This is a genomic window from Arthrobacter sp. P1_H7 (assembly GCF_056405215.1).
Window position 1 is genome coordinate 307094 of the sequence record NZ_JBFUCO010000002.1, and the last position, 24621, is coordinate 331714.

Here is a 24621-nt window from a genome sequence, read left to right on the forward strand (position 1 = left end):
GCATTGCTTTGTTCGTACCGCTTTATTCGTACCGCTTTGTTCGTATCGTCCCGGCCGGCAACCAGCCGGCGTCCCGGGGCCAACACCACGGACCGCACCCAGCGGCCCTGTAGAAAATTGGAGTTCCCATGGCAGCAAAATCCGTCCTCGACCAGATCATTTCCCTCGCCAAGCGCCGGGGATTCGTTTTCCAGGCCGGTGAAATCTATGGTGGCTCCCGTTCTGCCTGGGACTACGGGCCGCTCGGCGCCGAGCTCAAGGAAAACATCAAGCGCCAGTGGTGGCAGTCCGTGGTCCGCGGCCGCGAAGACGTCGTAGGCCTGGATTCCTCCGTCATCCTTCCCCGCCAGGTCTGGGAGGCCTCCGGCCACGTGGATGTGTTCTCCGACCCGCTGGTGGAGTGCCTGTCCTGCCACAAGCGCTACCGCGCGGACCACCTCGAAGAAGAGTACGAGGAGAAGAAGGGCCGTCCCGCCGAGAACGGCCTCAAGGACATCGCCTGCGCCAACTGCGGCACCCGCGGCCAGTGGACTGAGCCGCACGAATTCTCCGGGCTGCTCAAGACCTACCTTGGCCCCGTCGCCAGCGAAGAAGGCCTGCACTACCTGCGGCCCGAGACGGCCCAGGGCATCTTCGTGAACTTCGGCAACGTCCTGACCACCTCGCGGAAGAAGCCGCCGTTTGGCATCGGCCAGATCGGCAAGTCCTTCCGCAACGAGATCACGCCCGGCAACTTCATCTTCCGCACCCGTGAGTTCGAACAGATGGAGATGGAATTCTTCGTCGAGCCCGGCACCGACGAGCAGTGGCACGAGTACTGGATGAAGGAACGCATGTCCTGGTACACGGGCCTGGGCATCCGCGAAGAGAACCTGCGCTTCTTCGAGCACCCGCTGGACAAGCTCAGCCACTACTCCAAGGGCACCACGGACATCGAATACCGTTTCGGTTTCCAGGGCTCGGAGTGGGGCGAGCTCGAGGGCATCGCCAACCGCACCGACTTTGACCTCTCCACCCACGCCAAGGCCTCCGGCGCGGACCTGAGCTACTTCAACCAGGCCACCAACGAACGCTACACCCCGTATGTGATCGAGCCCGCCGCCGGCCTCACCCGCTCGTTCATGGCATTCATGATCGATGCCTACACCGAGGACGAGGCCCCCAACGCCAAGGGCGGGGTGGACATCCGCACCGTGCTCAAGCTCGATCCGCGCCTGGCGCCGGTGAAGGCGGCCGTGCTGCCGCTGAGCCGCAACGAGGACCTGTCCCCGAAGGCCAAGGACCTCGCAGCGCAGCTGCGCAAGAGCTGGAACATCGAGTTCGACGACGCCGGCGCCATCGGCCGCCGCTACCGCCGCCAGGACGAGATCGGCACACCGTTCTGCATTACCGTCGACTTCGACACGCTCGAGGACCAGGCCGTCACCATCCGCGAACGCGACACCATGAGCCAGGAACGCGTCTCCCTGGACAAGGTGGAGGGTTACCTGGCCGCACGGCTGATCGGCGCCTGATCATGGCCATCGCATACCGGGAATGGCGGGAGGGCGACGACCTCGCGCTCCTGGAAATCTGGGGCGGCCCTGAGACCGTCCAGGCCGGACAGTTCCGCGGCACGCTGGCGCCCTCGGGCAACTCCCCGTGGCGCCGCTGCATCGTGGCCGAGGACGTCGTGGACGGTGTCGCCATTCCCGTGGCGGCCGCCGTGGTCCACGAGGCCTCGCTGCACCCGGAACGGCTCTGGGCGTATGTCGAGGTCGCCCGGGACCACCGCCGCGCCGGCCTCGGGTCCACGCTGCTGACCATGCTGCGGCACGAGGCCGCCCAGGCGCCGTCGGGCGTGTCCAGACTGCGCTGCAAAGTGGAGCCGGGCACCCCCGGGGCGGCGTTTGCCGAGGCCGCGGGCCTGGCCCCGATCCAGCGTTCCCGCCTCGTCGTCGTTGACCCGGCGCCGCTCAAGCTGCCGGTGTTCGGCGACGGGTCGGAGTCCGCGGCCACCGACCAGGTCGAGGACCTGGCCACAGGCTCGGTGGAGCTCAGCGACGTCGTGGGACGCTACTACACCGCCGTGCACGGCTGGGACAGCCCGGGGGAGCTGAGCGTCGCCGCGGTGCAGCGCCTCTTCCTCGATGACCTCAGCGGCGCCCACGGAGCGATCGTGCTGCGGGCGCCCAAGGCCAGCGCCTTCGGGCACGGCATTGCGGCCAGCCGCAAGGGCCGGCTGGAGGGGTTCGCCATCAGCTACGCGGCGGCAACTCCGGGGGCCGACGGCGGCGCCGATGCAGGTGCAGGTGCCGGTGGCTCGGCCGGGCCCACTGATCCTACTGAAGTCTTCCTCGGGCACGAACCCAAGCTCGGCGCGGATGAAGCCCGGGCCGCCGTCCGGGACCTCTTGGCCCTGATCGCTTACCAGCATCCGGTGATGCTCGAACTGGACGACGCAATGACCGCCCTGCGCACCGTCGTCGAACCGCTGCTCGAGAGCGGCAAGGCCCATGTCCAGGGCTCGGAAACGCTCGTCGTCTCCGACCCGGCCTAGGCCTCACCCCGACTGACCCGCAGCTGKGGCCGTAATGAAGCTTGATAACGGCCACAGCTGCGGGTCAGTCTGCGTTAAGACACAGTTGTTGGGGGGACGCAGTTATTTGGGCATGACCGGCGGCACGAAGTCGAAGGTCATACCCAGCAGCCAGACGAGCAGCAGGACCACTGGCAGGTGGAAGACGAACTGCAGGAAGGTGAAGCCCACCAGGTCCCGGGCGCGCAGCCTCAGCACCGCAAGCAGCGGCAGCATGAAGAACGGGTTGACCAGGTTCGGCAGCGCCTCGGCGATGTTGTAGATCTGCACGGTCCAGCCAAGGTTCATCTGCACGTCGGTGGCCGACTGCATCACGTAGGGCGCCTCCACCAGCCATTTTCCGCCGCCGGAGGGGACCAGGATTCCCAGCACGGCCGTGTACAGGGCAATGACGACGGCGAAGCCGCCGCCGCTGCCGATGTCCGAGAAGAACGCCGCGAGGTGCGTGGAGAGGCTCATGCCGCCGGTTCCCGTGGCCTTGGTCAGGATGGCCGCCATCGCCGCGTACAGCGGGAACTGCACGAGGATGCCCGCGGTGGCCGGAACGGCTTTCGTCACGGCCTGCAGGAAGTTCCGCGGCGTCCCGTGCAGGACCAGGCCCAGGATGAGGAACACCAGCAGGTAGCCGTTGAGGCTGCTGACCACGCTGAGAAACGGCTTGGTGAGGAACTGCGAGACGAGCCAGCCGAGCGTGAGGACGCCGGCCAGGATCGGCAGGACCCGGCTGTATTCGAGCCATTCGCCCGGCCGGGAACGCGGCGCGGACTCGGCCGGCTCATCGTCCAGGTCCACGCCCAGGTCCTCTGCGGTGCGGATCGAGCCGCCCTGGGGTGCGGAGAAGTGCGCAATCACGGTGGTCAGGGCCATCAGGATGGCCATCGTCAGCAGCGACTGCCAGGTAAAGATTGTGGTGCCGAAGTCCAGGATGCCCGTGATTTTCAGCAGCGCCGGCGGCAGCGACGCGGCCGTGGCCTGCAGTTGCGCGGCAGAGGAGGACAGCCCCAGGGCCCAGACGGCGCCGAGGCCCATGAAGGCCGCAGCGCCCAGGGCACGGTAATCCACCGTCAGGTCCTTGCGGCGGGCGATCGCGCGGGCCAGCAGCCCGCCGAAGATCAGGCTGAGCCCCCAGTTGAGGAAGGACACGGACATGGCCAGCACGGCCACGAAGCTCACGGCGCTCCGCGCGGTTGACGGCACGAGGGCCAGCCTGTTGATCAGCCTCGCCACGGGCGGGGAGGTGGCTACGACGTAGCCGGTGAGGACCACCATGGCCATCTGCAGGGTAAAGGCCGTCAGGTCCCAGAAGCCGTTGCCGAACGAGTCGGCGATCGCCTGGGGCGTGGCGCCGATGGCCAGCGCGGCCACCGCGATGATGACGACGCCGGCGAGGGCGAAGATGTAGGCATCCGGGAACCACCGCTCCGTCCACGCCGCCATTCGTTGGGCTATCCGGGCGAGACCGCGTTCTTCGGTTCCGCTCTTGGTCACGACTGTGCTTGCCACAGGTGTCCCTCTCCATTGAGTGCTTTTTGTACCCCATGGAGTTTAGTCAAGACGATGGCGGAAGTAGGGCTTATCGGCGCCTGGCACCTGCGCGCCGGGGACCGTCGGCCTCGTCGAGGCGGCGTCGTTCCTCCTCTGTCGGGGCGCCGCCGCCGAGACCTGCCGGCATCCACCAGGCCCCGGGGGCCGGTTGCAGGGGGAAGTCGGCGATGCCGGCGTCGATCCCGTCCTGCAGCGTCTTGGCCAAGCGCGCCGTCGCCGTCCGGGCGTCGTCGGCCGGGTCCGGGAGCGAGCCGGGAAGGATCGGCTCGCCGACGTGGATGCGGACCGGGGCGCGCCMGGCGCGCCGCGGCGAGAAGGCATGGTGGCGGGTCATCAGCCGGTGGGCGCCCCAGATGGAGACCGGGATGATCGGCACGCCGGCCTCGGCGGCCATCCGCACCGCACCGGTCTTGCATTCGCGCACCGTGAAGCTGCGGCTCACGCCGGCCTCGGGCAGGACGGCGACGTATTCGCCCTCCCTCAGCCGGGCGACGGCGGCGTCGTAAGCGTGTGCTCCCGACCCGTACCCGACCACCACATGCCCGGCGGCGCTGACCGCGGGGCCGGCAAACCAGTGGTCGGCGGCGCCCTGCGTGACAAGGAAACGCAGCTGGGCCCGGTTGTGCCACCACAGCAGCATCTCGGCAAAGGCAAAGTCGAGGTAGCCGAAGTGCGTGATCGCGACGACGGCGCCCCGGCCGGGCACCAACCGACGGGACGGGGCGCGGGTGGATGCGCCGCGGGGGGATGCGCTGGGCGGCCCGGGTGGCGGCAGATGCTCCCGGCCCGTGACGAGGACACGGATCCGGAACAGCCAGCGCAGCGCCAGCCCGGTGCGGACGATGAAACGGTAGAACCGGTCGCTGGGCTCCGGCCGCCACTTCACGGGCCGCCAGCCCAGCCCATGCCGGGCACCTCCCGGGCCCCGCATGTCAGTGCCCGCCCACCCGCCGCCGGGGCGGCCAGGGCAGGAAGCCGGAGGTGGATTCGATGTATTCCTTGTAGCCGGGACGTGCGGACATTGCCTTTTCCGTCAGCGGCTTCCCGGTCTTGCCGGCAAGAGTCCAGATCATCAGGGCGGGGGAGAGGATGGTCAGGACCCCCGGCCAGGAATCGGCGGCCACGAGGAAGAGCCCTGCCCAGACGGCGGCGTCGCCGAAATAGTTGGGATGGCGGGTGTAGCGCCACAGGCCGGTGTTGAGGACGGTGCCGCGCCTGGCGGGATCGGCCTTGAACTGCGTCAGCTGCCAGTCGCCGACCGTCTCGAACACGAAGCCTAGGATCCAGAGCAGGACGCCGGCAAAGGCCACCCAGCCCAGGCCTCCCGTGGCGAACATGCCGACCTGGATGGTGAGCGAGACGAAAAACATCACCAGCCCCTGGGGCAGGTAAACCCGCCGCAGGGCATAGACGTTGCGTGATCCGGGCGCCGCGGAAAGCATGTCCACATAGCGCGGGTCCTCGTGGCCGCCGCGCGCGCGTGCCCCGATGTGGACGGCGAGGCGGATGCCCCACACCGCAACCAGGGCGAGCAGCAGCAGCCGCCTGCCGGCGTCGCCGTATCCGGCGGAAAGCCCCCAGGAGATGCCGGCCACCACCACGAAGCCAAGGCCCCAGACGGTGTCGATGACCGAGTGCCGGTTCTGCCGCACGGCAACCGCGAAGGTCACTCCCAGCAGCACCACGAGTCCCGCGATGACCCATGGCAGGCTGGCCAGGAAAGCGTCGAGCGGGAACGGCGGCATCACAACACCACCGGCATACGTGTTCCGGCTGCCGGCGGGGCGCTGCCGAGGGCGCCGCGCAATGCGTCCCTGGCGCCGGCGATCTCGGCGCCCGTTGCCTCGCCGAAGGCATCCAGGACGTAGCCGTTCGCCAGCACGTTCCACAGCGCCAGCCGGCGGACCATGAAATGGCCGGCAGCCTTGAGCGAGACGTAGTCAATGGACGCGGCGACGCCCTCGGCGCGCCGGGCATAGTCCAGGGATTTCGCCGGGCTGGTCCAGCGGTCCTCGGTCCCGTGGACGATCAGGACCCGGCGGCCTGCGACAGGCTGGACCGAGGTTTTGTGATTGAGCCACGGGGCGAGCGCGACGACGGCTTCGACCTGCGGGGTGTCGGCCACGCACAGCGCCGTGAGACCGCCCATGGAGTGGCCCAGCAGGTACACCGGCACGCCGGGATGTTCCTGGTTGATCCGGGCGAGCGCCCAGCGGGCATCGTGAACGGGGGACATGTCCTCCCCGTTCCAGCCGCGGTACCGGTTGCGCAGGGTCCACACGGCCAGCCCGTGCGGGCCGCCCTGCCTGTGCAGCGCCCGGGCGAAGGGCACCATCCGGGCCGGACTCAGGTGCCGGCCGCGGACGGCGTCATAACTGTCGGCCCGCCCGCCGTGCAGGACCAACGCGACTCCGCGGGTCTCCCCGGCGGCTTCGGCGATGGACAGCACGGCTTTGGCGGCAGGCCCGGAACGGCCCGCCTCCGGCTCGCGGTCGTCGAGTTTGCGCATAGCCACGTATGTGTCCTTCCGGTCCTTCGTCCGTCAATTACCAACCATAGGTTGCGGCCCGCTCCCGTCAAGACAGGTGGTCCCTAGTGTGGATTCGGAGCCGGCGCCCCCGGTGATGGGTGCGGCTTGCCGTGAACCCTTGACGGGGAAATGCGGGAAGAGTAGGCATGAGCAGGTAAACCTCCGGGCGCCACGCCGGCTGGGAGCGCAGAGGACCGTCCGGTCGAATCTCACGACGAAATCGACGGTATAGAAAATGAACGGAACACAGTTCGATAGCCTGCGCGGGCAAGTCCGCGGACAGATCATCACGCCCGGCGACGCCGGCTACGACGCGGCACGTGCGGTCTTCAACGGCATGATCGATAAGAGGCCGGCAGCGGTGGCCCAGGTATCCCAGGTGGCCGATGTCATCTCCTGCGTCAACTTCGCCCGGGACAACTCCCTGGACTTGGCGGTCCGCGGTGGAGGACACAGCGCCCCGGGCTTTGGCACGTGGGATGACGCCCTGGTCATCGACTTCTCCAACATGACCGGCGTCCGGGTCGATCCCGCAGCCGCGACGGCGCGCGCGGAGCCGGGTGCGACGTGGGCCGACTTCAACCACGCGACCCATGCCTTCGGGCTGGCAACTCCTGGCGGCATTGTCGGCTCGACCGGCATCGCCGGGCTGACCCTCGGCGGCGGCATCGGGTACCTGAGCCGCAAGTATGGTCTCAGCTGCGACAACCTCCTCTCTGCCGACGTCGTCACGGCCGAGGGAAAGTTCCTTACCGCCAGCGAAAGCGAGAACGAGGACCTGTTCTGGGCGTTGCGCGGCGGCGGCGGGAACTTCGGCGTCGTGACGTCGTTCGAGTACAGGATGCACCCCGTGGACATGGTCCACGCCGGCATCATCATTTACCCCATCGAGCATGCGGAGACGGTGGCGAGGTTTTATCGGGACCACATGGCCACCGCCCCTGAAGAGTTTGGCGCGTTCCTGGGCTTCCACCAGGGCCCGCCAGTTCCGTTCCTGCCCGAGGAGTGGCATGGCAAACCGGTGTGCGTCATCGTCGGCATGTGGACCGGCGATCCGACGGAAGGTCCGGCACGCTGGCAGCCGTTCCTGGACGCCGCACCGGCTGCGGGATCCATGGTGGGGCAGATGCCGTACCCCGCCTTGAACACGGCTTTCGACCCGCTGCAGCCCCCCGGCATGCAAGCCTACTGGAAAGCGGATTTTCTGGCCGAGCTCAACGACGGCGCCATCGCCGCGCACATCGAACACGGCAGCAAGGTCCCCAGCGTGCAGACCGCGGTACACCTCTACCCCATCGATGGTGCAGTCCAGCGGGTGGGCGCCAAGGACACGGCGTTCGCCAACCGGAACGTGAAGTTCTCGCCCGTGATCGCGGCGCAGTGGCTGGACCCCGCGGACAACGAGGCAAACATCGCGTGGGTACGGGACTACGCGGCCGCCCTTCGGCCCTATTCGGCTCCCGGCGGCTACATCAACTTCATGGACGGGGATGATCTGCCCAGGATTGCGGAGAACTACGGGGAGAACTACAAGCGGCTGAGGGAGGTCAAGGCCAAGTACGATCCGCAGAACCTCTTCCACGTCAACCAGAACATCGCCCCGGCGTAAGCGCGGCGCCATCGGTCGGGGGCGGCCCCGTCCACGCCGTAAAGTTTTCGGCATGAGGTTGAACTGCTGATGGGCGCCGGACACTCGCACTCCCACAACGAAGATCCGGAGCCGACGCCCCAAATGCTCGCGGCGCGGAAGAAGGCCAACTGGATCCTGGCTGCCATCCTGATCCCGCTGACCCTGCTGACCCTGGCGGCCATGGCCTTCATGTGGCCGTCCGGGAGCAAGGAAGGCATCACGCTGGCCAGCCCGTACGCGGCGGCCCCGGGGGTGACGTTTGATACCGGCAAAATCCAGCGGGTCGTCGTCGGCAGCTGTTCGGATGTCCAGGCCGGCGGCGACGCCGCGGCGCAGCAGGGCACCCCCGGTTCCGGCACCGCGCCGCAGCCCCCGAACGAGGGCTCACAATGCACGTTCGCCTACACCGAGCCGGACAAGGGCGGCAACCCGGTGAAGGTGGTCATCAACCCTGACGTCGCGAAGTCCCACGGCGTGAAGCCCGGGGACAACATCCGCTACCTGAACCTCTCAAAGGTGCAGGGCGCCGCGGGCCAGGGCGCGCCGGCCTACGTCTTCGTCGACTTTGTCCGGACCCTGCCCATCATCTTCCTGGCCGTGCTCTACGCCGTCGTCGTGATCGCCGTGGCGCGCTGGCGCGGCCTGCGGGCGCTGATCGGACTTGTCGGCGCCTACGTCGTGCTTATCTCATTCATGCTGCCCGGGCTGGTCGAGGGCAAGCCGCCGCTGCTGCTGGCGCTCGTGGGATCCACGGTGATCATGATCGGGGTGCTCTACTTCGCCCACGGCTTCTCCGCCCGCACGTCGACGGCGCTGCTCGGGACGATGTTCGGCCTCGCCATCACAGCGCTGCTGGCGGCCTGGGCCACCGACGCCGCAAACCTCGCCGGTGTGGGCAGCCACGACGCTGCCACACTGACCAACATCTCGGACAACATCTCGATCTCCGGCATCATCCTGTGCGGACTGATCATTTCCGGGCTGGGCGTGCTCAACGACGTCACCATCACGCAGTCCTCGGCCGTCTGGGAACTGTGGGAACTCGCCCCCGAAACCAGCGCCCGGCAGCTCTTCACGTCCGCCATGCGGATCGGCCGGGACCACATCGCCTCCACCGTCTACACCATCGCGTTTGCGTACGCCGGTGCGGCCCTGCCGGTGCTGATCCTGGTCATGCTCTACGAGCGGCCGCTCGGGGACGCCCTGACCAGTGCCGAACTCTCCGAGGAAGTCATCCGCACCCTCGTCGGCTCAGTGGGACTCGTCCTTGCCGTGCCGGTCACCACCCTCATCGCCGTACTGGTGGTCAAGGCCACCGGCATCAGGGGCGGTGCGGTGGCAAGGGTCGCGCCGGAACGAACTCAGCCGGAACGAACTCAGCCGGAAGGGACCGAACCGGAACGGATCGGGCCGGACGCGGGCGGGCCGGACGCGGGCGGGCCGGATTGGGGCGGGTCCGAATCGGGCGGGCCCGAATCGGGCGGGTCCGACGGAGCCGGTGGTGCTGCCACGCGCCGCGGGCGGCGGGCCGCACTCCGCGGCTGACGGGGGATCTGTCGGCACCCGAACGCTGCCATAGAGGGGAGATTTCCACATAGCCGGAGCGGGACCGGGCCGATTTGCCCGTCTTTGAGACAATGGTCGGGTGACTGTTGTAGCAACCCCTCCCGCCCCCAAGCTGGAACTCCCGCCCCTGAAGCTGGGCCCGATCACGGTGGACACCCCCGTGATCCTGGCTCCCATGGCGGGCATCACCAACTCCGCCTTCCGCAGGCTGTGCCGTGAATACGGCGGCGGCCTGTATGTGGCGGAGATGGTCACCTCCCGCGCCCTCGTCGAGCGCACGCCGGAGTCGCTGCGCATCATTTCGCACGACGACGACGAAAAAGTCCGCTCCGTCCAGCTGTACGGCGTGGATCCCGTCACTGTCGGACAGGCCGTCCGGATGCTGGTCGAGGAGGACCGGGCGGACCACATCGACCTCAACTTCGGCTGCCCCGTGCCCAAGGTCACCCGGCGCGGCGGCGGATCGGCCCTGCCGTGGAAGATCGACCTCTTCACCTCGATCGTCCAGACGGCGGTGAAGGAAGCCTCCAGGGGCAACGTCCCGCTGACCATCAAGATGCGCAAGGGCATCGACGAGGACCACCTCACCTACCTCGATGCCGGCCGGATCGCCCGCGATTCCGGCGTCGCCGCCGTCGCCCTTCACGGCCGCACGGCCGCCCAGTTCTATTCCGGCCAGGCCGACTGGTCCGCCATCGCCCGGCTGCGTGAGGCGCTGCCGGACATTCCCGTCCTCGGCAACGGAGATATCTGGTCCGCGGAGGACGCGGTCCGGATGGTCCGCGAAACGGGTGTGGACGGCGTCGTCGTCGGCCGCGGCTGCCAGGGCAGGCCCTGGCTGTTCGGCGACCTCATGGCCGCGTTCGAAGGCAGCGACCAGCGGCACCGGCCGGACCTGCGCCAGGTGGCCGAGAGCGTGTACCGGCACGCGGAGCTCATGGTCGAGACGTTCGGAGACGAGGGCAAGGCCCTGCGCGAAATCCGCAAGCACATTGCCTGGTACTTCAAGGGCTACGTGGTCGGCAGCGAACTGCGGACCAAGCTGGCGCTCGTCACCAGCCTTGAGGTGCTGCGCGGGACCCTGGACCAGCTGGACCTCGACTCGCCGTATCCCGGAGGCGACGCCGAGGGTCCGCGCGGCCGCGCCGGTTCGCCCAAAAAGCCTGCGCTACCGAAGGACTGGCTGCTGAACCGGACGCTGGATGACGCGCAGACCCGCGACATTTCCTTTGCCGAACTGGACGTCTCCGGTGGCTGAGACCCGGACCACCGCCCCCGTCCTGGACGGCTACACCTCCCGCGACTGGGCCCGCTGGGTCGAGGAGCCGCCCAAGAGCACCTACCGCTCGGACTTCGAGCGCGACCGTGCACGGGTCCTGCACTCCTCGGCGCTGCGCCGCCTCGGCGCGAAGACCCAGGTGGTGGCCCCGGATACCGACGACTTCGTCCGGACCCGGCTCACCCACAGCCTCGAAGTTGCCCAGGTGGGCCGTGAACTGGGCCGTGCGCTGGGCTGTGACCCCGACGTCGTGGACACCGCATGCCTCAGCCATGACCTGGGCCACCCGCCATTCGGCCACAATGGCGAAGCGGCCCTCAACGAGGTGGCGCACGGGATCGGCGGCTTCGAAGGCAACGCCCAGACGCTGCGGCTGCTGAGCCGGCTGGAGCCAAAGGTCCTGGCCGCCGACGGCCGGCCGGCCGGCCTGAACCTGACCCGGGCCAGCCTCGATGCCGCTGCCAAGTACCCGTGGTCCGCTGTGAACGCCCCGGTCATCCACGGGGAGCGGACCAGCAAGTTCGGCGCCTACGAGGACGACCTCCCCATCTTCGACTGGATCCGCGACGGCGCCCCAGAACGCCGGTCCTGCCTCGAAGCGCAGGTCATGGACCTGGCGGACGATATCTCCTACTCGGTGCACGACGTCGAGGACGCGATCGTGGCAGGGCATTTCCAGCTGCGCTGGATGGACAACCCGGACCACCGCGCCCGCGTCGTCGGCTACGCCAAGCAGTGGTACCTGCCGCACAACGATCCCGCCGCGATCGACGCCGCGCTGGCTCGGCTCGAGGGCACGGATGTCTGGGTGCGCGAGGCCGACGGCAGCCGTAAGGCCATGGCGGCGCTCAAGGACATGACCAGCCAGCTCATCGGCCGCTTCTGCCAGAGCGCGCTGGAGGCCACCCGCACGGTCTACGGCCCGGAAAACCTGACCCGCTACAACGCGGAGCTGATCGTCCCGGATGAGACCGTCATGGAAATCGCGGTGATGAAGGGCCTGGCCACCACCTTCGTGATGACCACCGAACACCGGCAGCCCATCTACGAGCGCCAGCGCGAGGTCCTGCATGCCCTCGTCACCGCGCTCAGCGCCACGGGGGACCGCCACCTGGAGCCGATGTTCGCCGCCGACTGGCTCGACGCGGGCGACGACGCCGCGCGGCTGCGCGTCGTCATCGACCAGGTCGCGTCGCTGACGGACGGCTCGGCGCTGGCCATGTACGAGCGTCTCGTGGGCAGCCTGCCGTCGCTGTGGTGAGGGCCACCATGACCGGCCCGTCGGCGTCGTACCCGGGGACTAGGATGGCACTGTGGCCGGCCTGATCAAACGCGAAGACATCGATGAAGTGCGCCAGCGCACCGACATCAAGGAAGTCGTCGACGGCTACGTGACGCTCAAGGGAGCCGGGCTGGGGTCCTACAAGGGTCTGTGCCCCTTCCACGACGAACGCTCACCTTCCTTCACGGTTCGCCCCCAGGTTGGCCGGTACCACTGCTTTGGCTGCGGCGAGGACGGCGACGTCATCTCCTTCGTCCAAAAGCTGGACCACATTTCCTTCCACGAGGCTGTCGAGAAGCTGGCCCACCGGATCGGCTTCGAGCTCCACTACGAGGACGGCGGGTCCGGGCCCAACCGGGAGGACATCGGCCGGCGCCAGCGTCTCCTGGACGCGCACAAGGTGGCCGACGAGTTCTTCCGCGCCCAACTGCTCACCCCAGGCGCCGCGGAGGGCCGCAACTTCCTCTACGGGCGCGGCTTCGACCGTGCGGCGGCCGAACAGTTTGGTGTGGGCTACGCACCGCAGGGCTGGGACTCGCTCCTCAAACACCTTCGCGGCCGCGGCTACACGGACGCCGAGCTCAAGCTCACCGGCATGTTCTCGGAAGGCGGCCGGGGGATCTATGACCGTTTTCGCGGCCGGCTGATCTGGCCCATCCGGGATATCGCCGGCGACACCATCGGCTTCGGCGCACGCAAGCTCTATGAGGACGACCAGGGTCCGAAGTACCTGAACACCCCCGAAACCGCGCTCTATAAGAAGTCCCAGGTCCTCTACGGAATCGACCTCGCCAAGCGCAACATCGCCAAGGACCGCCAGCTCGTGGTGGTCGAAGGCTACACCGACGTCATGGCCTGCCACCTGGCAGGAATTCCGACGGCCGTAGCCACGTGCGGGACCGCCTTCGGCACCGAGCACATCAAGATCGCCCGCCGGCTGCTCTCCGATGACGGCAGTGGGGGAGAGGTCATCTTCACGTTCGACGGCGACGCCGCCGGGCAGAAGGCGGCCCTGCGCGCCTTCGAAGAGGACCAGCGGTTTGTCGCGCAAACCTTCGTGGCGGTCGAACCCAATGGCGCAGACCCCTGCGAACTGCGCCAGTCCAAGGGCGACTCCGCCGTCCGGGACTTGATCGGGAGCCGCCGCCCGCTGTTTGAGTTCGCCATCCGGGCCGCCCTGAAGCGGCACAATCTGGACACTGTCGAGGGCCGGATCGCGGCCCTGCGTGAATCCGCGCCCGTGGTGGCGCAGATCCGCGACGCCGGAATCCGGCCGGCCTATGCCCGGGAGCTCGCCGGCTGGCTGGGGATGCCGGTCGAGGAGGTCAGCAGGGCCGTCGGTGCGGCGACCAAGCGCGCCGCGCAGGCCGCATCGGCTCCGCCGGGCGGCGGCGGCCATGCCCAGAGCCACGGGCAGGGCGGCGGGCAGGGCTATGCCGGGTCCGGCCGCGGCTATGCCGGGACCGCGCCCGGCGTTGCCCCCTTGCCGCCGTCGGCCGTACTCCCGTCCTTCAATCGCCCTGATCCCCGGGACCCCGTGGCAGCGATGGAGCGTCAGGCGCTCGAGGTCGCGCTGCAGGAACCCGGCATGCTCGAGGGCGAGACTTGGCAGCGCTTCTCGGAAGCGCGGTTCTCCACACCCGCCTATCTCGCCATCCACGAGGCCATCCGGGCCACCGGACTCGGGTTTTCCGGGGATCCGGTGCGCTGGGTCGAGCAGTTGCTGCAGGAGGTCCCTGAACCGCTGCGCCCGCTCGTGTCCGAGCTCTCTGTGGTGCCCCTGCCTGCCAACACTCCCGAAGGCGTCCTGCGCTACTGCAAGGACATCCTCGCCCGCTTGTTCGAACTCCAGATCACCCGGGTCAAGGCCGAGAAGATGGGCCAGCTGCAGCGCCTGGACGCCTCGGCTGACCCCGAGGAATTCCAGCGGCTGAACCGCGAACTCATGCAACTCGAGATGCAGCGGCGGTCCCTGCGCTCGGACGCCTGAGCCGCCGATTTCGTTTCCCGGGCTGGTGTTTGCTAGGCTTATACCCGCTTCATTCCTCCTTAGCTCAATTGGCAGAGCATTCGACTGTTAATCGAAGGGTTGCTGGTTCAAGTCCAGCAGGAGGAGCGCGCAGTCCCCGTTCCGGGTTCCGGAACGGGGACTTTTTTATACCCGGAGGGGGTATATCGCGACTGGCTGGCGCTGGCTCCGTGGCCGATTTCCCTACCGGCAAAACCTTTGCTAATGTCGTACCTGCTTCATTCCTCCTTAGCTCAATTGGCAGAGCATTCGACTGTTAATCGAAGGGTTGCTGGTTCAAGTCCAGCAGGAGGAGCGGACAGGTCCCGCGGCCGGTGAAAACCAGCCGCGGGACCTTTTTTATTTCGTCGTTTTTGTTGCTCCGTCAGTGGGCTGGGCTTTCAGCCGGACGTCCCAAGGGGCAGTTCAGGGGCGGGATCAGACGAAGTACATTTCCACCTGGAGAAAGCGCTGGGCCTCGGCGACCGCTGCCTGGAAGGCCTCCAGCTCGGTGGGGGACTTCCGAGGTTCCCGCGGGTGCCATTCATGCGGCGCCGAGTGCACCTGGGTGAATCCGCCGCCCGGGGGCGCATAGAAGATGCCGAACCGTTGCACCGGCCACTCCGGGGAAGATTCCGGTGCCACGAGGAGGGCGGAGTCATAGGCAGGGTTGTACCACTGGGCAATTGGGCGCCGGCGGTCTTCGGTGAAAAGGCCGGCGGCAAACAGGGCCGCCGATTGCGGACTGGTCTGGGCGCACAAGCGATCCCACCACAGGGGCAGGATTCCGGCGTCGCACCGCTGCCAAGTGGCCGGAAGGGGCGGGTGATCCTGCCTGTCGGGCATGAAATAACTTTATCGCCCGCCGCGGACGTCGAACAGGGTGCGACGGGGCGCAGGGCTGCAGGCCAGGGACAGGGCTGTGGGTGCGGCTTGGCAGGGCGACCGAGTGCGGCCGAGCGACCGGGCGGGCCACAGGGGGCAGCCGGGCAGGGCAACGGAGAGAAGCGCAGTGTGGCGGTGTCCGGTATTCACGCTATTCGGGCTGCCGGTGGGGACATGTCCAGTGGTGCTCCTGGCGGGTGGACATAGTGCCAATATGTCCAGCCCTGGGCGCCAAGAATGGGCATGTCCCGCCGGGGAAGCCGCGAAGAATGGGCATGTCCTGCCGGGGAGCCCGGCTACTGGATCGGTGGCACCGTGCTGGGCCGTACAACCAGCCACAGTGCAGCGGCCGCCAGCAGGATGCAGACGGCCTGGACAGCGCCCATCGGGGTTGCGGAGCTGACGCCGAGCCAGCCGACCACCGGCGAGATAAGGCCCGCCATCAAGAAGGTCGCCGCGCCGAGAAGGGAAGCCGCGGTTCCTGCCTGGGCGCCATGTTTGGACAGGGCCAGGACCTGCACGGTGGGGAAGGTGAAACCGGCGCCGAGGATATAGAACCACAGCGGCACCAGGACGCCCCACAGCCCGAACCCCAGCTGGTCGAAGACGACAATCAGGACGGCCATGACGAACATCCAGGCCGTGGAACAGGCCAGGATCCATTGCGGCGGGACGCGCTTGATGAGCCTTGCGCTGGTCTGCACGCCTGCCACGATGCCCAGCGAGTTGACGCCAAAGAGCAGGCCGTACTGCTGGGGCGTGAACCCGTACACGTTCTGGAACAGGAACGGCGAGGCCGAGAGGTAGGTGAAGAGGCCCGCGAAGTTCATCCCGCCCACCAGCAGCAGGCCCACGAAGATCCGGTCGGAGAAGAGCACTTTGTAACGCTGGCCCGCGGTCATCCCGGATTTGCCGCGCAGCTCCGGCGGCAGGGTCTCCCGGATCACGAAGAGGGCCGCGATGATGACGCAGGTCCCGTAGGCGGCCAGGAATAAGAAGATGCCGGGCCAGGGGACCAGCAACAGCAGCTGGGAGCCGATCACCGGGGCGAGGATCGGGGCCAGCCCGTTGACAAGGGCCATCCTCGCGAACATCCGCACCATCGCGTAGCCGCTGAACAGGTCACGGACCATGGCCATGGCCACCACACCGCCTCCGGCAGCCCCGACGCCCATGAGGACCCGGAAGAAGCCCAGCGTGGCGATGTCTGTGGACTGCGCGGCGCCCAGGGATGCCGCGATGTGAACCGCCGTCGCCACGATCAGGGGCAGCCGCCGGCCGAACTTGTCACTCAGCGGACCCACTACCAGCTGTCCCAGCGCGAATCCTATGGTCGTCCCCGTGAGCGTCAGCTGCACCGCGGCCGCGGAGACGCCAAGGCTTTCTTCCAGGGCCGGGAATGCGGGCAAGTAGAGGTCAACCGTGAACGGCCCGAGGGCGGTCAGAGCGCCGAGCGTCAGGATGTAGAGGAATTTACGACGGCGGCTCAGGGAATCACCGGGATTGTGGGGTGTGCTCACAGAGGTCCATCCTAGGGCCCGCCGGGACGGCCAGCCGGTGGCTGGGCAGGCGCGCCACACCTTGCCCGAAAGGGCCTCCCAAGAGCCTAAATGATAGTTTTGACACCGGGGTCTGTGCGAAGCTGTCCAGACCCGGCAAGCCCGCGCGAGCGGATCGACGGATGGCACCAGTTAGGCGGGACCGATGAGCGGACGTCACAGCGGCGGGACAGGCGGTGGGCTGCGCATTTCCGCGCTGCCGCAAACCCTGAAGATGATCTTCAAGCTGGCGCCCCGGCAACTCAGTGACGAGATTGCGCTGGCCAAGGCCGAAATCAAGCGCAAGGGGATCCAGCTCGGCGTAGCAGGCGCCTTCTTCGCCGTCGCCCTGGTGTTCGTTGCGCTCCTGCTGGTCGGACTCGTCGTTGCGGCAATCATGGGACTGGCCACGATCATGCCCGCCTGGCTCGCCGCCCTGCTGGTCTGCGCAGTCTTCCTGGTCATCGCCGCGATCGGGGCGCTCATCGGTCTGAACAAGTTCAAGAAGCTCATGCCGCTGGTCCCCGAGGAAACTATCCGGGGGCTCAAGTACGACCTCGGCATCGCCAAGGAGGGCTCCGCCTTCGACGCGGCGATCCTGGATCCGAACTCCGAACAGTACAAAGCCGCCAAGGCCGCCAAGGAAGCCGCCGCCGCCAAGGCGAAGGCGGAGAAGGAAGCCAAAGCGGCAGCCAAGCCCGACTTCGGGCCGCCCCCCACAGAGGCCGAACTCCGACGCCGGGTGGACCAGCGGCGCACGCATCTCACCGGCGTGCGCGACGACCTCGGCCGCGAACTCGACGTCAAGACCCAGGCCCAAACCCTGCTGGCCGCCACCCAGGCCCGGCTCCAGGACGGCAAAGAGCAGCTCAGCGACAAGATCGCAGGCTTCCGCTCCTCAGTCCGCACCTCGGCGGGGTCCTCCACATCCGCTGACGGGCAGGGTCTGGCCGACACGATCAAGCAGCGCTGGAAGCCCCTGGCTGTGCTCGCCGCGTCGGGAGCCGCCCTCGCGGTCCTTGTGCGCAGGCTGCTAAAGGGCTAGGCAGATCCCTGAACCCAAACGCCAAACCGTTGCCGTCCACGGAAGGGGGGAATCGATGAAGTTCATCGGCGCTGGCGCCCGCCCCGGGCAGCCCCTCGTCCACCGCGACGCGGTCTTCACGGTCCCCAATGTCCTGACCGTGGTGCGCTTCCTTGGTGTTCCGGTGTTCATCTGGCTGGTTCTCTCGGAGCACAAGTACGGTTACGGTGCCCTCGTGCTCGCCATTATGGCCAGCACCGACTGGGTGGACGGCTACATCGCCCGCCGCTTCAATCAAATGTCCAACCTCGGCCGGGTCATGGACCCGATTGCGGACAGGCTTTCGCTGATCGCCGTCGCCGTGACCCTCGTGATCGCAGGCGTCGTCGAGTGGTGGTATCTCGCCGCGCTGCTGGTCCCGGACGCGGTCCTGCTGGCCCTGTCACTGTTCTATTTCCACGGCCACCCGGATCTGCCGGTGAGCCGGATCGGAAAAATCCGGACGGGCCTGCTGCTGGTGGGCACCCCGCTGCTGGTGCTGTCCAAACTGCCGGTGCCCGCAGCGGACGTGTACGCCACGGTCGCGTGGATCTTCCTGGGCCTGGGCCTCGTCGGGCACTGGATCGCGGCCTACAACTACGTCTGGGCCATCATCGGCAAGGGCAGGCAACTTCGCGCGCACGACGGCGGCTCCCACTGATGGTCTGGGTTGCGGTACTGCTTGCGGTGCTCGGTGCCTTCTGCCTGGCCTTTGGCGCCCAGCGCCAGGGCAGCGCGGTCAAGGCCGATACCGGCGGCCTGGCGCTGAGCACCCACGGCCTGCTTCGGCTCGCGCGCAATCCGCGCTGGCTTTTCGGGTTCATGCTGCTGTGCGTCGGGATGGCGATGAACGCCGTCGCGCTCGTCATGGCCCCGCTGACGGTGGTGCAACCGATCGGCGCGATCGCCCTGGTCATCACCACCGTGGTCAACACCAAGGACCAGGGCCTGAGCATGAACCGGGCCACCATCGTGGCCATCTCGCTCTGCGTGACAGGTTCAGCACTCTTTGTGGTGCTGGCCGTCAATGTCACCCAGGAAAACCACAACGTCAGCAGCTCGGACGAACTGACCATCGTGCTGCTCCTGGCCCTGGCGGTCGGGCTCTTCGGAACGCTCGCCGTCCTGTTCAAGCACCGCATGAGCGCCTTCGTCTACATCCTCGGCGCCGGCGTCCTGTTCGGCTTCGTGGCGGTCCTGACCCGCATCATCGGCCGGCATCTGTTGGACCCGAACGGGCAGTTCATGCTGAATGTGCCGTGGTACAGCGCCGTGGCAATTGTGGCTGCAGGCGTGCTGGGATCGTGGTTCGTACAGAATGCCTACTCCAGCGGACCGCCGGACCTCGTGATCGCCGGTTTGACCGTGATCGACCCCATCGTGGGCATCGCAATCGGCATCGTAATTCTGGGAGAACTGCGTCCCGACGTCCAGCCTGTGATGGCTATCGCCATGGGGACGGCCGCATCACTTGCTATCGTGGGAGTAATAGCCCTTTCCAGACACCACCCGGAAGTCACCAAGCGCAAGAAGGACGCGCGGAAGACTGCGGGCAGGTCCTAGGGCGTCCGCCCAGACTTCGGCTGCAGGCCCGGCGCCCGTGCGCCGATGGCCAGCCGGCCACCTTTGATCCAGCTGACCGCACAGCGACCACCAGGAGCTCTCCACGTGACCACGTCCGACAACCAGCCGCCGCTGACCATCCTGATTGCCGCTGACACGTACCCGCCCCACGTCAACGGCGCCGCCCAGTTCGGCTACCGCCTGGCCAAGGGGATGACCGCCCGCGGTCACGAGGTCCACGTCCTGGCATGCCGCCCGGGCAAGGGCCCGAGCTACAGCGAGTTCAGCGACGAGGCCACCGTCCACCGCCTGCGCTCCCACTCCGTGCCCACGCACGAGTATTTCCGGGTCACCTTCCCCTGGGAGATCAAAAAGGAAATCGGGCTGCTGTTCGACCGCATCCAGCCGGACGTGGTGCACATCCAGAGCCACTACATGATCGGCGAGCACGTCCTGTACGAGGCCGTGAAGCGCGGCATCCGGGTGGTGGCGACCAACCACTTCATGCCCGAAAACCTGAACCCCTTCCTGCCGTTCCCGCAATGGTTCAAAGACATCGTGGGCCGGATCTCCTGGCGTGACATGGGCAAGGTCATGGGCCAGGCCGACGTGGTGACCACACCCACACCGCTTGCCGCCAAGGCCATGCACCAGCACGCCTTCCTCCGCCAGGTCCTGCCCCTCTCCAACGGCATCGACGCCGCCGCCTACGAGCTGCATCCCGGCGAAACCGCGGAACGCCACGCAAGCCCCACCGTGCTCTTCGCCGGCCGGCTGGCGGAGGAGAAGCACGTGGACGTCCTGATCGACGCCGTAGCCAAGACGCCCAAAGAACTGGACATCCACCTCGAAATCGTCGGCGGCGGCGAAGTCCGTCCTGCCCTCGAGGCACAGGTCGCCCGGCTCGGACTGGCGGACCGGGTCAGGTTCCTCGGCCTGGCCAGCGACGCCGAGCTTCGCAAGGCCTACATCACGGCCGACGTGTTCTGCATGCCCGGCACGGCGGAGCTCCAGTCCCTCGTGACCCTGGAGGCGATGTCGGCGTCGACGCCAGTCCTTCTGGCCAACGCCATGGCGCTGCCGCACCTGGTCCGCGACGGGGAAAACGGCTACCTCTTTATCCCCAACGACAGCGACGACCTCGCCGCCAAGCTGACGCGCGTGTTCTCGCTGCCGGACCACGAGCGTGATGCGATGGGCAAGACCAGCCGCGAAATGGTGGAAAGCCACGGCATCGCGCGCACGCTGCAGACATTTGAGGACATCTACCGGGGCGCCAGCTACGACGACCTGGTCCTCTAGGCACGCCGCCTGGCAGGGATGCGTCCACTCCGAACGCGTCCAGTCCCAGTGTGTCCAGTCCCACAGCATCCAGGTCAGTTGCGCCAGGCCGCTCGCCGGTGGCGGCGTGCACGTGTGATGCGTCTACTATTGCTAGAGTATTTTTGCCCGGAACCAATCCGGCCCCCGCGGGCCAGGTCCGGCTCCGGGCGCAGGGGGCTATAGCTCAGCTGGTTAGAGCGCGGGACTCATAATCCTAAGGTCCTCGGTTCAAGTCCGAGTAGCCCTACATTCATTTCTGCGGCAGCCTCCTCATCCGGGGCCCGCAACCACGGGAGCCGTGGCTGACGTCCGACGTCGGCCACGGCTCCCGTTTTTGTCGGGCTTTTGTCGGGTCTGACGCTTGCAGGCGACTCGACACTGCGATATGTTACTCATGAGTAACATATCGTCGGCGCGAAGCCCGCGCCCTTTTGGTCCCCGCTGATCGAGTGAAGGAACACCATGTCCAAAGCTGCCATCGACATCCATAACCTGCCCTACGCCGATGGCGACTTCTTTGCGTTCGAGCAGCTGCTCAGCGCCAAGGAGCAGGACAGGCTGGCCGAAGTCCGCGAGTTCCTTGCCCGCGAAGTCCGGCCGATCGCCGTCGATTGCTGGAATCGCGCTGAGTTCCCCATGGAGCTGATCCCGAAGCTGGCAGAAATCGACCTGGTCAGCCCCGTCCGGAGGCAGGGCTACTCGAACCTCTTCGCCGGCATCCTGCACGCGGAGGCCACCCGCGCCGACACGTCGATCGCGACGTTCATGGGCGTCCATGACGGACTCTTCACCGGCTCCATCGAAGCCCTTGCCTCCCAGGAGCAGCAGGACGCGTGGCTTCCCGAGATCTACTCGCTCAAGAAGATCGGCGCCTTCGGCCTCACCGAGCCCCTTGGCGGCTCCGACGTCGCCGGCGGTACGCGCACCACGGCGCGGCGCGACGGCGGGAACTGGATCCTCAATGGAGCCAAGCGCTGGATCGGCAACGCAACCTTCTCCGACTGGGTGGTCATCTACGCCCGCGATGTCGACGACAACCAGGTCAAAGGGTTCCTCGTGGACACCAAGACCGAGGGATACAGTGCCTCGAAAATCGAGAACAAGATCTCGCTGCGCACGGTTCAGAACGCCGACATCACGCTCGATAACGTTGTGGTGCCGGAGTTCTTCAAGCTCGCCAATGCCAACAGCTTCCGCGACACGAACAAGGTCCTGAAAGTCACCCGCCTGGCCGTTGCCTGGCAAGCGGTGGGGCAGCAGCTCGCCGCCTTCGACGTCGCCCGGCGCTACGCCGTGGAACGCAGCCAGTTCGGCCGCCCGATTGCCTCCTTCCAGCTGATCCAGCACCAGCTCGTGCAGATCCTCGGCAACGCCGTCAGCTCCATGGGCATGATGGTGAGGCTCTCCCAGCTGGAGGATGCGGGGGAGGCGAAGGACGAGCAGTCCGCCCTGGCCAAGGCGTTCACCACCGCGCGCATGCGTGAAAGCGTGGCCCTGGGCCGGAGCATCCTCGGCGGCAACGGGATCGTGACGGACTTCGAAATGGCCAAGGTCTTTGCGGATGCCGAAGCCATCTACTCCTACGAGGGCACGCACGAAATCAACACCCTGGTCACCGGCCGGGCGATCACGGGCATTTCCGCGATCGTCTGACGCGCCAAACGGCCGCCGCGGAGGCCCGCGTGCCTCAACGGAGGAGCCGCGCATCAAAGGCGGCGCCAAATGCTGCATCATGGACCCGGCTCCAGGGGCGGGAGCAGGACGGAAGGCCTGAGGTCCATCACGAACGCCAGCGGGTTGACGTAGTCCTCGCCGCGGCGGACGCCCCAGTGGAGGCAGGGCGGGGCCGGGCCGCAGTGGCCGGCCTGCACCTGCCCCAGGACCTCGCCCTCCGCCACCGCGGCACCAGCCGTCAGTGAACTCGCCACCGGCTCGAAACTGCTGCGCAGCCCGTTGCCGTGATCGATCGTGATGACCGGCCGATCCACCACCGTCCCGACAAAGCTCACCGTCCCGGCGGCCGGCGACAGGAGCGGGGCGCCATCAAAGGCCGCCTCAATATCGACACCGCGATGACCGCTGAGCCACGGCCTGGCCGGGGGATCGAAGGCGCGCAGCACCGCCGGCCGCGGGCTGAGCGGCCAGCTCCAGGCAGGTTCCGGGACCGGCTCTGCCCGTGGGGAGCCCTGGCCGGGGGAAATCGCAGCCCGGGCGGCGTCGGGGGGAATCGCAGCCCGGGCGGCGTCGGCGCCGGCGGAGATATGGGCGGCGTCGGCGGTGATGGGGGACTGCGCCAGGAACGGTGCCGCCAGGAACAGTGCCGCCAGGAACAAGGCCGGCAGGCCAATGGGGAGCTTCATGGCCCCAGCCTGCCAAGGCAGCACCCCGGGCGGAATCTCCCGCCATGGCTATGTGGATAAGGTGCCCGCCGACCCCCGCCCGAGCCCCGGAACCCCGCCCCGCTGCCGTGGCAAAACCGTCTTCCGGGGCGGGGCCGCTGTAGTACACTTGGTGGAGCAGTTTGCTGTGCCCTCACGCTTGTAGGTCGCGATACTTCGTGATTGCCGAAGCCGGCACGCCTCATTCAGGGGTGCGGGGGAACAACAACTGACTACGCGTATCCAGCCCTCCTCAAAAGAAGCCACAAACTTCGGCTGCGGAGGACTGCGCCTCCTGCGGTCCGTTCCACATGGCATGGCGCGGATGGGAAGTGCAGTGGATGCCAGGAGCAACGCCCATCCCGGGCGAATGCTAAACAACCGTCAACTATTGGCAGGGTAAGAGGGCCATGGGCTCTCTCATGAATGACCTGCCGGAAGGAGCGTCGGCATGCCCGTCGTAACTATGCGCCAGCTGCTTGACAGCGGCGTCCACTTTGGACACCAGACCCGCCGTTGGAACCCGAAGATGAAGCGCTTCATCTTCACGGAGCGCAACGGTATCTACATCATTGACCTGCAGCAGTCGCTGTCCTACATCGACCGTGCCTACGAGTTCGTGAAGGCCACCGTTGCACACGGCGGCACCGTTCTCTTCGTCGGCACCAAGAAGCAGGCGCAGGAATCCATCGCCGAGCAGGCCACCCGCGTTGGCCAGCCCTACGTCAACCAGCGTTGGCTCGGCGGTATGCTGACCAACTTCCAGACGGTCTCCAAGCGCATCCAGCGCATGAAGGAACTCGAAGAGATCGACTTCGACGACGTCGCCGGTTCGGCTTACACCAAGAAGGAACTGCTGCTCCTTCGCCGCGAACTCACCAAGCTGGAAACCAACCTCGGTGGTATCCGCAACTTGACCAAGGCGCCGTCCGCGCTGTGGATCGTTGACACCAAGAAGGAACACCTTGCTGTCGACGAGGCCAAGAAGCTGAACATCCCGGTTGTAGCCATCCTGGACACCAACTGCGATCCCGACGAAGTCGACTTCCCGATCCCGGGTAACGACGACGCCATCCGCTCCGTCAACCTGCTGACCCGCGTGGTCGCCGACGCCGTTGCTGAGGGCCTCATCGCCCGCAACCAGCGCGCCACCGGCACCACGGAAGCTCCGGAAGAGCCGCTGGCCGAGTGGGAGCGCGAGCTCCTCGAAGGCAACAAGGCTGAAGCTGCTGCAGCCCCCGCCGCTGAGGCTGCTCCGGCTGCTGAAGAGGCACCGGCCGCTGAAGCTGCTCCGGCTGCTGAAGAGGCACCCGCTTCTGAAGAAGCACCGGCCGCCGACGAAGCCAAGTAGTCAGACAAGTAAATCTGGATCTCCCCACATGCGCTCAGCTGCATAGGGGGTACCGACAGGATGGCCGCTCACTCGGTGAGCAGCCGTCCTGTCGGTCCGTAC

Annotated in this window: 20 protein-coding genes and 3 tRNA genes; 16 read left to right on the forward strand and 7 right to left on the reverse strand. The window is 67.3% G+C overall.

The genetic code is table 11. The annotated features are described in order from the left end of the window. Nucleotides 1–128: 128 nt before the first annotated feature. Nucleotides 129–1514: a glycine--tRNA ligase gene (locus AC1DXI_RS02090; protein ID WP_018774570.1), complete on the forward strand. Its 1386-nt coding sequence runs from the start codon at nt 129–131 to the stop codon at nt 1512–1514. Between the two features lie 2 nt (nt 1515–1516). Further along, nucleotides 1517–2539 carry a GNAT family N-acetyltransferase gene (locus tag AC1DXI_RS02095; protein WP_476937245.1) on the forward strand — a complete coding sequence of 341 codons (1023 nt, stop codon included), beginning with the start codon at nt 1517–1519 and terminating at the stop codon, nt 2537–2539. A gap of 102 nt (nt 2540–2641) precedes the next feature. Here the strand turns inward: AC1DXI_RS02095 and AC1DXI_RS02100 are convergent, their stop codons facing one another. From AC1DXI_RS02100 to AC1DXI_RS02115, 4 genes are all read right to left on the reverse strand, one after another. After that, the gene (locus AC1DXI_RS02100; protein ID WP_476937246.1) at nt 2642–4081 is read right to left on the reverse strand and encodes a short-chain fatty acid transporter; all 1440 of its coding nucleotides are present in this window, start codon (nt 4079–4081) and stop codon (nt 2642–2644) included. 70 nt (nt 4082–4151) lie between these two features. Then, nucleotides 4152–5009, reverse strand: coding sequence for a lysophospholipid acyltransferase family protein (locus AC1DXI_RS02105; protein ID WP_476937247.1), 858 nt, complete (start codon nt 5007–5009; stop codon nt 4152–4154). A gap of 46 nt (nt 5010–5055) precedes the next feature. Next, nucleotides 5056–5868 (reverse strand): DUF1295 domain-containing protein, encoded by an 813-nt coding sequence (locus AC1DXI_RS02110; protein WP_476937248.1) that lies wholly within the window; start codon nt 5866–5868, stop codon nt 5056–5058. Next, nucleotides 5868–6632 carry an alpha/beta hydrolase gene (locus AC1DXI_RS02115; RefSeq protein WP_476937369.1) on the reverse strand — a complete coding sequence of 255 codons (765 nt, stop codon included), beginning with the start codon at nt 6630–6632 and terminating at the stop codon, nt 5868–5870. The genes AC1DXI_RS02110 and AC1DXI_RS02115 overlap by 1 nt, the downstream gene beginning before the upstream one ends. Before the next feature lie 256 nt (nt 6633–6888). On the opposite strand from AC1DXI_RS02115, the gene AC1DXI_RS02120 reads away from it, so the two are divergent. The 7 genes from AC1DXI_RS02120 (at nt 6889) to AC1DXI_RS02150 (ending at nt 14734) form a co-directional block, all read left to right on the forward strand. After that, nucleotides 6889–8262, forward strand: coding sequence for an FAD-binding oxidoreductase (locus AC1DXI_RS02120; RefSeq protein ID WP_476937249.1), 1374 nt, complete (start codon nt 6889–6891; stop codon nt 8260–8262). A 69-nt stretch (nt 8263–8331) separates the two neighbouring features. Continuing rightward, nucleotides 8332–9828, forward strand: a complete 1497-nt coding sequence (locus tag AC1DXI_RS02125; RefSeq protein ID WP_476937250.1) for a YibE/F family protein — start codon at nt 8332–8334, stop codon at nt 9826–9828. 100 nt (nt 9829–9928) lie between these two features. Continuing rightward, on the forward strand, nt 9929–11107 hold the full coding sequence (dusB, locus tag AC1DXI_RS02130) for a tRNA dihydrouridine synthase DusB (protein WP_476937251.1): 1179 nt from the start codon (nt 9929–9931) through the stop codon (nt 11105–11107). Continuing rightward, the gene (locus AC1DXI_RS02135; protein ID WP_476937252.1) at nt 11100–12389 is read left to right on the forward strand and encodes a deoxyguanosinetriphosphate triphosphohydrolase; all 1290 of its coding nucleotides are present in this window, start codon (nt 11100–11102) and stop codon (nt 12387–12389) included. Before dusB ends, AC1DXI_RS02135 begins: the two co-directional genes overlap by 8 nt. Before the next feature lie 52 nt (nt 12390–12441). Beyond that, nucleotides 12442–14400 carry a DNA primase gene (gene dnaG, locus AC1DXI_RS02140; RefSeq protein ID WP_476937253.1) on the forward strand — a complete coding sequence of 653 codons (1959 nt, stop codon included), beginning with the start codon at nt 12442–12444 and terminating at the stop codon, nt 14398–14400. Between the two features lie 53 nt (nt 14401–14453). Next, nucleotides 14454–14526 (forward strand) — tRNA-Asn (locus tag AC1DXI_RS02145). Between the two features lie 135 nt (nt 14527–14661). Continuing rightward, nucleotides 14662–14734, forward strand: a tRNA-Asn gene (locus AC1DXI_RS02150). A 122-nt stretch (nt 14735–14856) separates the two neighbouring features. Here the strand turns inward: AC1DXI_RS02150 and AC1DXI_RS02155 are convergent. Next, nucleotides 14857–15264 (reverse strand): hypothetical protein, encoded by a 408-nt coding sequence (locus AC1DXI_RS02155; RefSeq protein ID WP_079551475.1) that lies wholly within the window; start codon nt 15262–15264, stop codon nt 14857–14859. Between the two features lie 335 nt (nt 15265–15599). Continuing rightward, nucleotides 15600–16823, reverse strand: a complete 1224-nt coding sequence (locus AC1DXI_RS02160) for a multidrug effflux MFS transporter (RefSeq protein ID WP_018774558.1) — start codon at nt 16821–16823, stop codon at nt 15600–15602. A gap of 184 nt (nt 16824–17007) precedes the next feature. Between AC1DXI_RS02160 and AC1DXI_RS02165 the strand changes: the two genes are divergently transcribed. The 6 genes from AC1DXI_RS02165 (at nt 17008) to AC1DXI_RS02190 (ending at nt 22443) form a co-directional block, all read left to right on the forward strand. After that, on the forward strand, nt 17008–17886 hold the full coding sequence (locus AC1DXI_RS02165) for a phage holin family protein (protein WP_476937254.1): 879 nt from the start codon (nt 17008–17010) through the stop codon (nt 17884–17886). Nucleotides 17887–17941: 55 nt separating this feature from the next. Further along, nucleotides 17942–18565, forward strand: a complete 624-nt coding sequence (locus tag AC1DXI_RS02170) for a CDP-alcohol phosphatidyltransferase family protein (RefSeq protein ID WP_370119501.1) — start codon at nt 17942–17944, stop codon at nt 18563–18565. Continuing rightward, nucleotides 18565–19467, forward strand: a complete 903-nt coding sequence (locus tag AC1DXI_RS02175; RefSeq protein WP_476937255.1) for a DMT family transporter — start codon at nt 18565–18567, stop codon at nt 19465–19467. The genes AC1DXI_RS02170 and AC1DXI_RS02175 overlap by 1 nt, the downstream gene beginning before the upstream one ends. A 105-nt stretch (nt 19468–19572) precedes the next feature. Beyond that, nucleotides 19573–20769 (forward strand): glycosyltransferase, encoded by a 1197-nt coding sequence (locus AC1DXI_RS02180; RefSeq protein WP_018774554.1) that lies wholly within the window; start codon nt 19573–19575, stop codon nt 20767–20769. Nucleotides 20770–20963: 194 nt separating this feature from the next. Further along, nucleotides 20964–21037: transfer RNA gene (locus AC1DXI_RS02185), tRNA-Ile, on the forward strand. A gap of 215 nt (nt 21038–21252) precedes the next feature. After that, nucleotides 21253–22443 carry an acyl-CoA dehydrogenase family protein gene (locus AC1DXI_RS02190; protein ID WP_476937256.1) on the forward strand — a complete coding sequence of 397 codons (1191 nt, stop codon included), beginning with the start codon at nt 21253–21255 and terminating at the stop codon, nt 22441–22443. 77 nt (nt 22444–22520) lie between these two features. Here AC1DXI_RS02190 and AC1DXI_RS02195 read toward each other — a convergent pair whose 3' ends face one another. Beyond that, the gene (locus tag AC1DXI_RS02195) at nt 22521–23150 is read right to left on the reverse strand and encodes a M23 family metallopeptidase (protein ID WP_476937257.1); all 630 of its coding nucleotides are present in this window, start codon (nt 23148–23150) and stop codon (nt 22521–22523) included. A 469-nt stretch (nt 23151–23619) separates the two neighbouring features. Here AC1DXI_RS02195 and rpsB point away from each other — a divergent pair, with 469 nt between their 5' ends. Then, on the forward strand, nt 23620–24519 hold the full coding sequence (rpsB, locus tag AC1DXI_RS02200) for a 30S ribosomal protein S2 (RefSeq protein WP_370119513.1): 900 nt from the start codon (nt 23620–23622) through the stop codon (nt 24517–24519). Nucleotides 24520–24621 lie beyond the last annotated feature (102 nt).

Excerpts from the sequence above, each read along its gene's own strand:
- AC1DXI_RS02190 (WP_476937256.1), top strand. The coding sequence starts at position 21,253 with ATGTCCAAAGCTGCCATCGACATCCATAACCTGCCCTACGCCGATGGC.
- AC1DXI_RS02125 (WP_476937250.1), top strand. The coding sequence starts at position 8,332 with ATGGGCGCCGGACACTCGCACTCCCACAACGAAGATCCGGAGCCGACG.
- AC1DXI_RS02170 (WP_370119501.1), top strand. The coding sequence starts at position 17,942 with ATGAAGTTCATCGGCGCTGGCGCCCGCCCCGGGCAGCCCCTCGTCCAC.
- AC1DXI_RS02090 (WP_018774570.1), top strand. The coding sequence starts at position 129 with ATGGCAGCAAAATCCGTCCTCGACCAGATCATTTCCCTCGCCAAGCGC.
- AC1DXI_RS02115 (WP_476937369.1), bottom strand. The coding sequence starts at position 6,632 with ATGCGCAAACTCGACGACCGCGAGCCGGAGGCGGGCCGTTCCGGGCCT.
- AC1DXI_RS02175 (WP_476937255.1), top strand. The coding sequence starts at position 18,565 with ATGGTCTGGGTTGCGGTACTGCTTGCGGTGCTCGGTGCCTTCTGCCTG.
- AC1DXI_RS02110 (WP_476937248.1), bottom strand. The coding sequence starts at position 5,868 with ATGCCGCCGTTCCCGCTCGACGCTTTCCTGGCCAGCCTGCCATGGGTC.
- AC1DXI_RS02195 (WP_476937257.1), bottom strand. The coding sequence starts at position 23,150 with ATGAAGCTCCCCATTGGCCTGCCGGCCTTGTTCCTGGCGGCACTGTTC.
- rpsB (WP_370119513.1), top strand. The coding sequence starts at position 23,620 with ATGCCCGTCGTAACTATGCGCCAGCTGCTTGACAGCGGCGTCCACTTT.
- AC1DXI_RS02120 (WP_476937249.1), top strand. The coding sequence starts at position 6,889 with ATGAACGGAACACAGTTCGATAGCCTGCGCGGGCAAGTCCGCGGACAG.
- AC1DXI_RS02155 (WP_079551475.1), bottom strand. The coding sequence starts at position 15,264 with ATGCCCGACAGGCAGGATCACCCGCCCCTTCCGGCCACTTGGCAGCGG.
- AC1DXI_RS02095 (WP_476937245.1), top strand. The coding sequence starts at position 1,517 with ATGGCCATCGCATACCGGGAATGGCGGGAGGGCGACGACCTCGCGCTC.
- AC1DXI_RS02165 (WP_476937254.1), top strand. The coding sequence starts at position 17,008 with ATGAGCGGACGTCACAGCGGCGGGACAGGCGGTGGGCTGCGCATTTCC.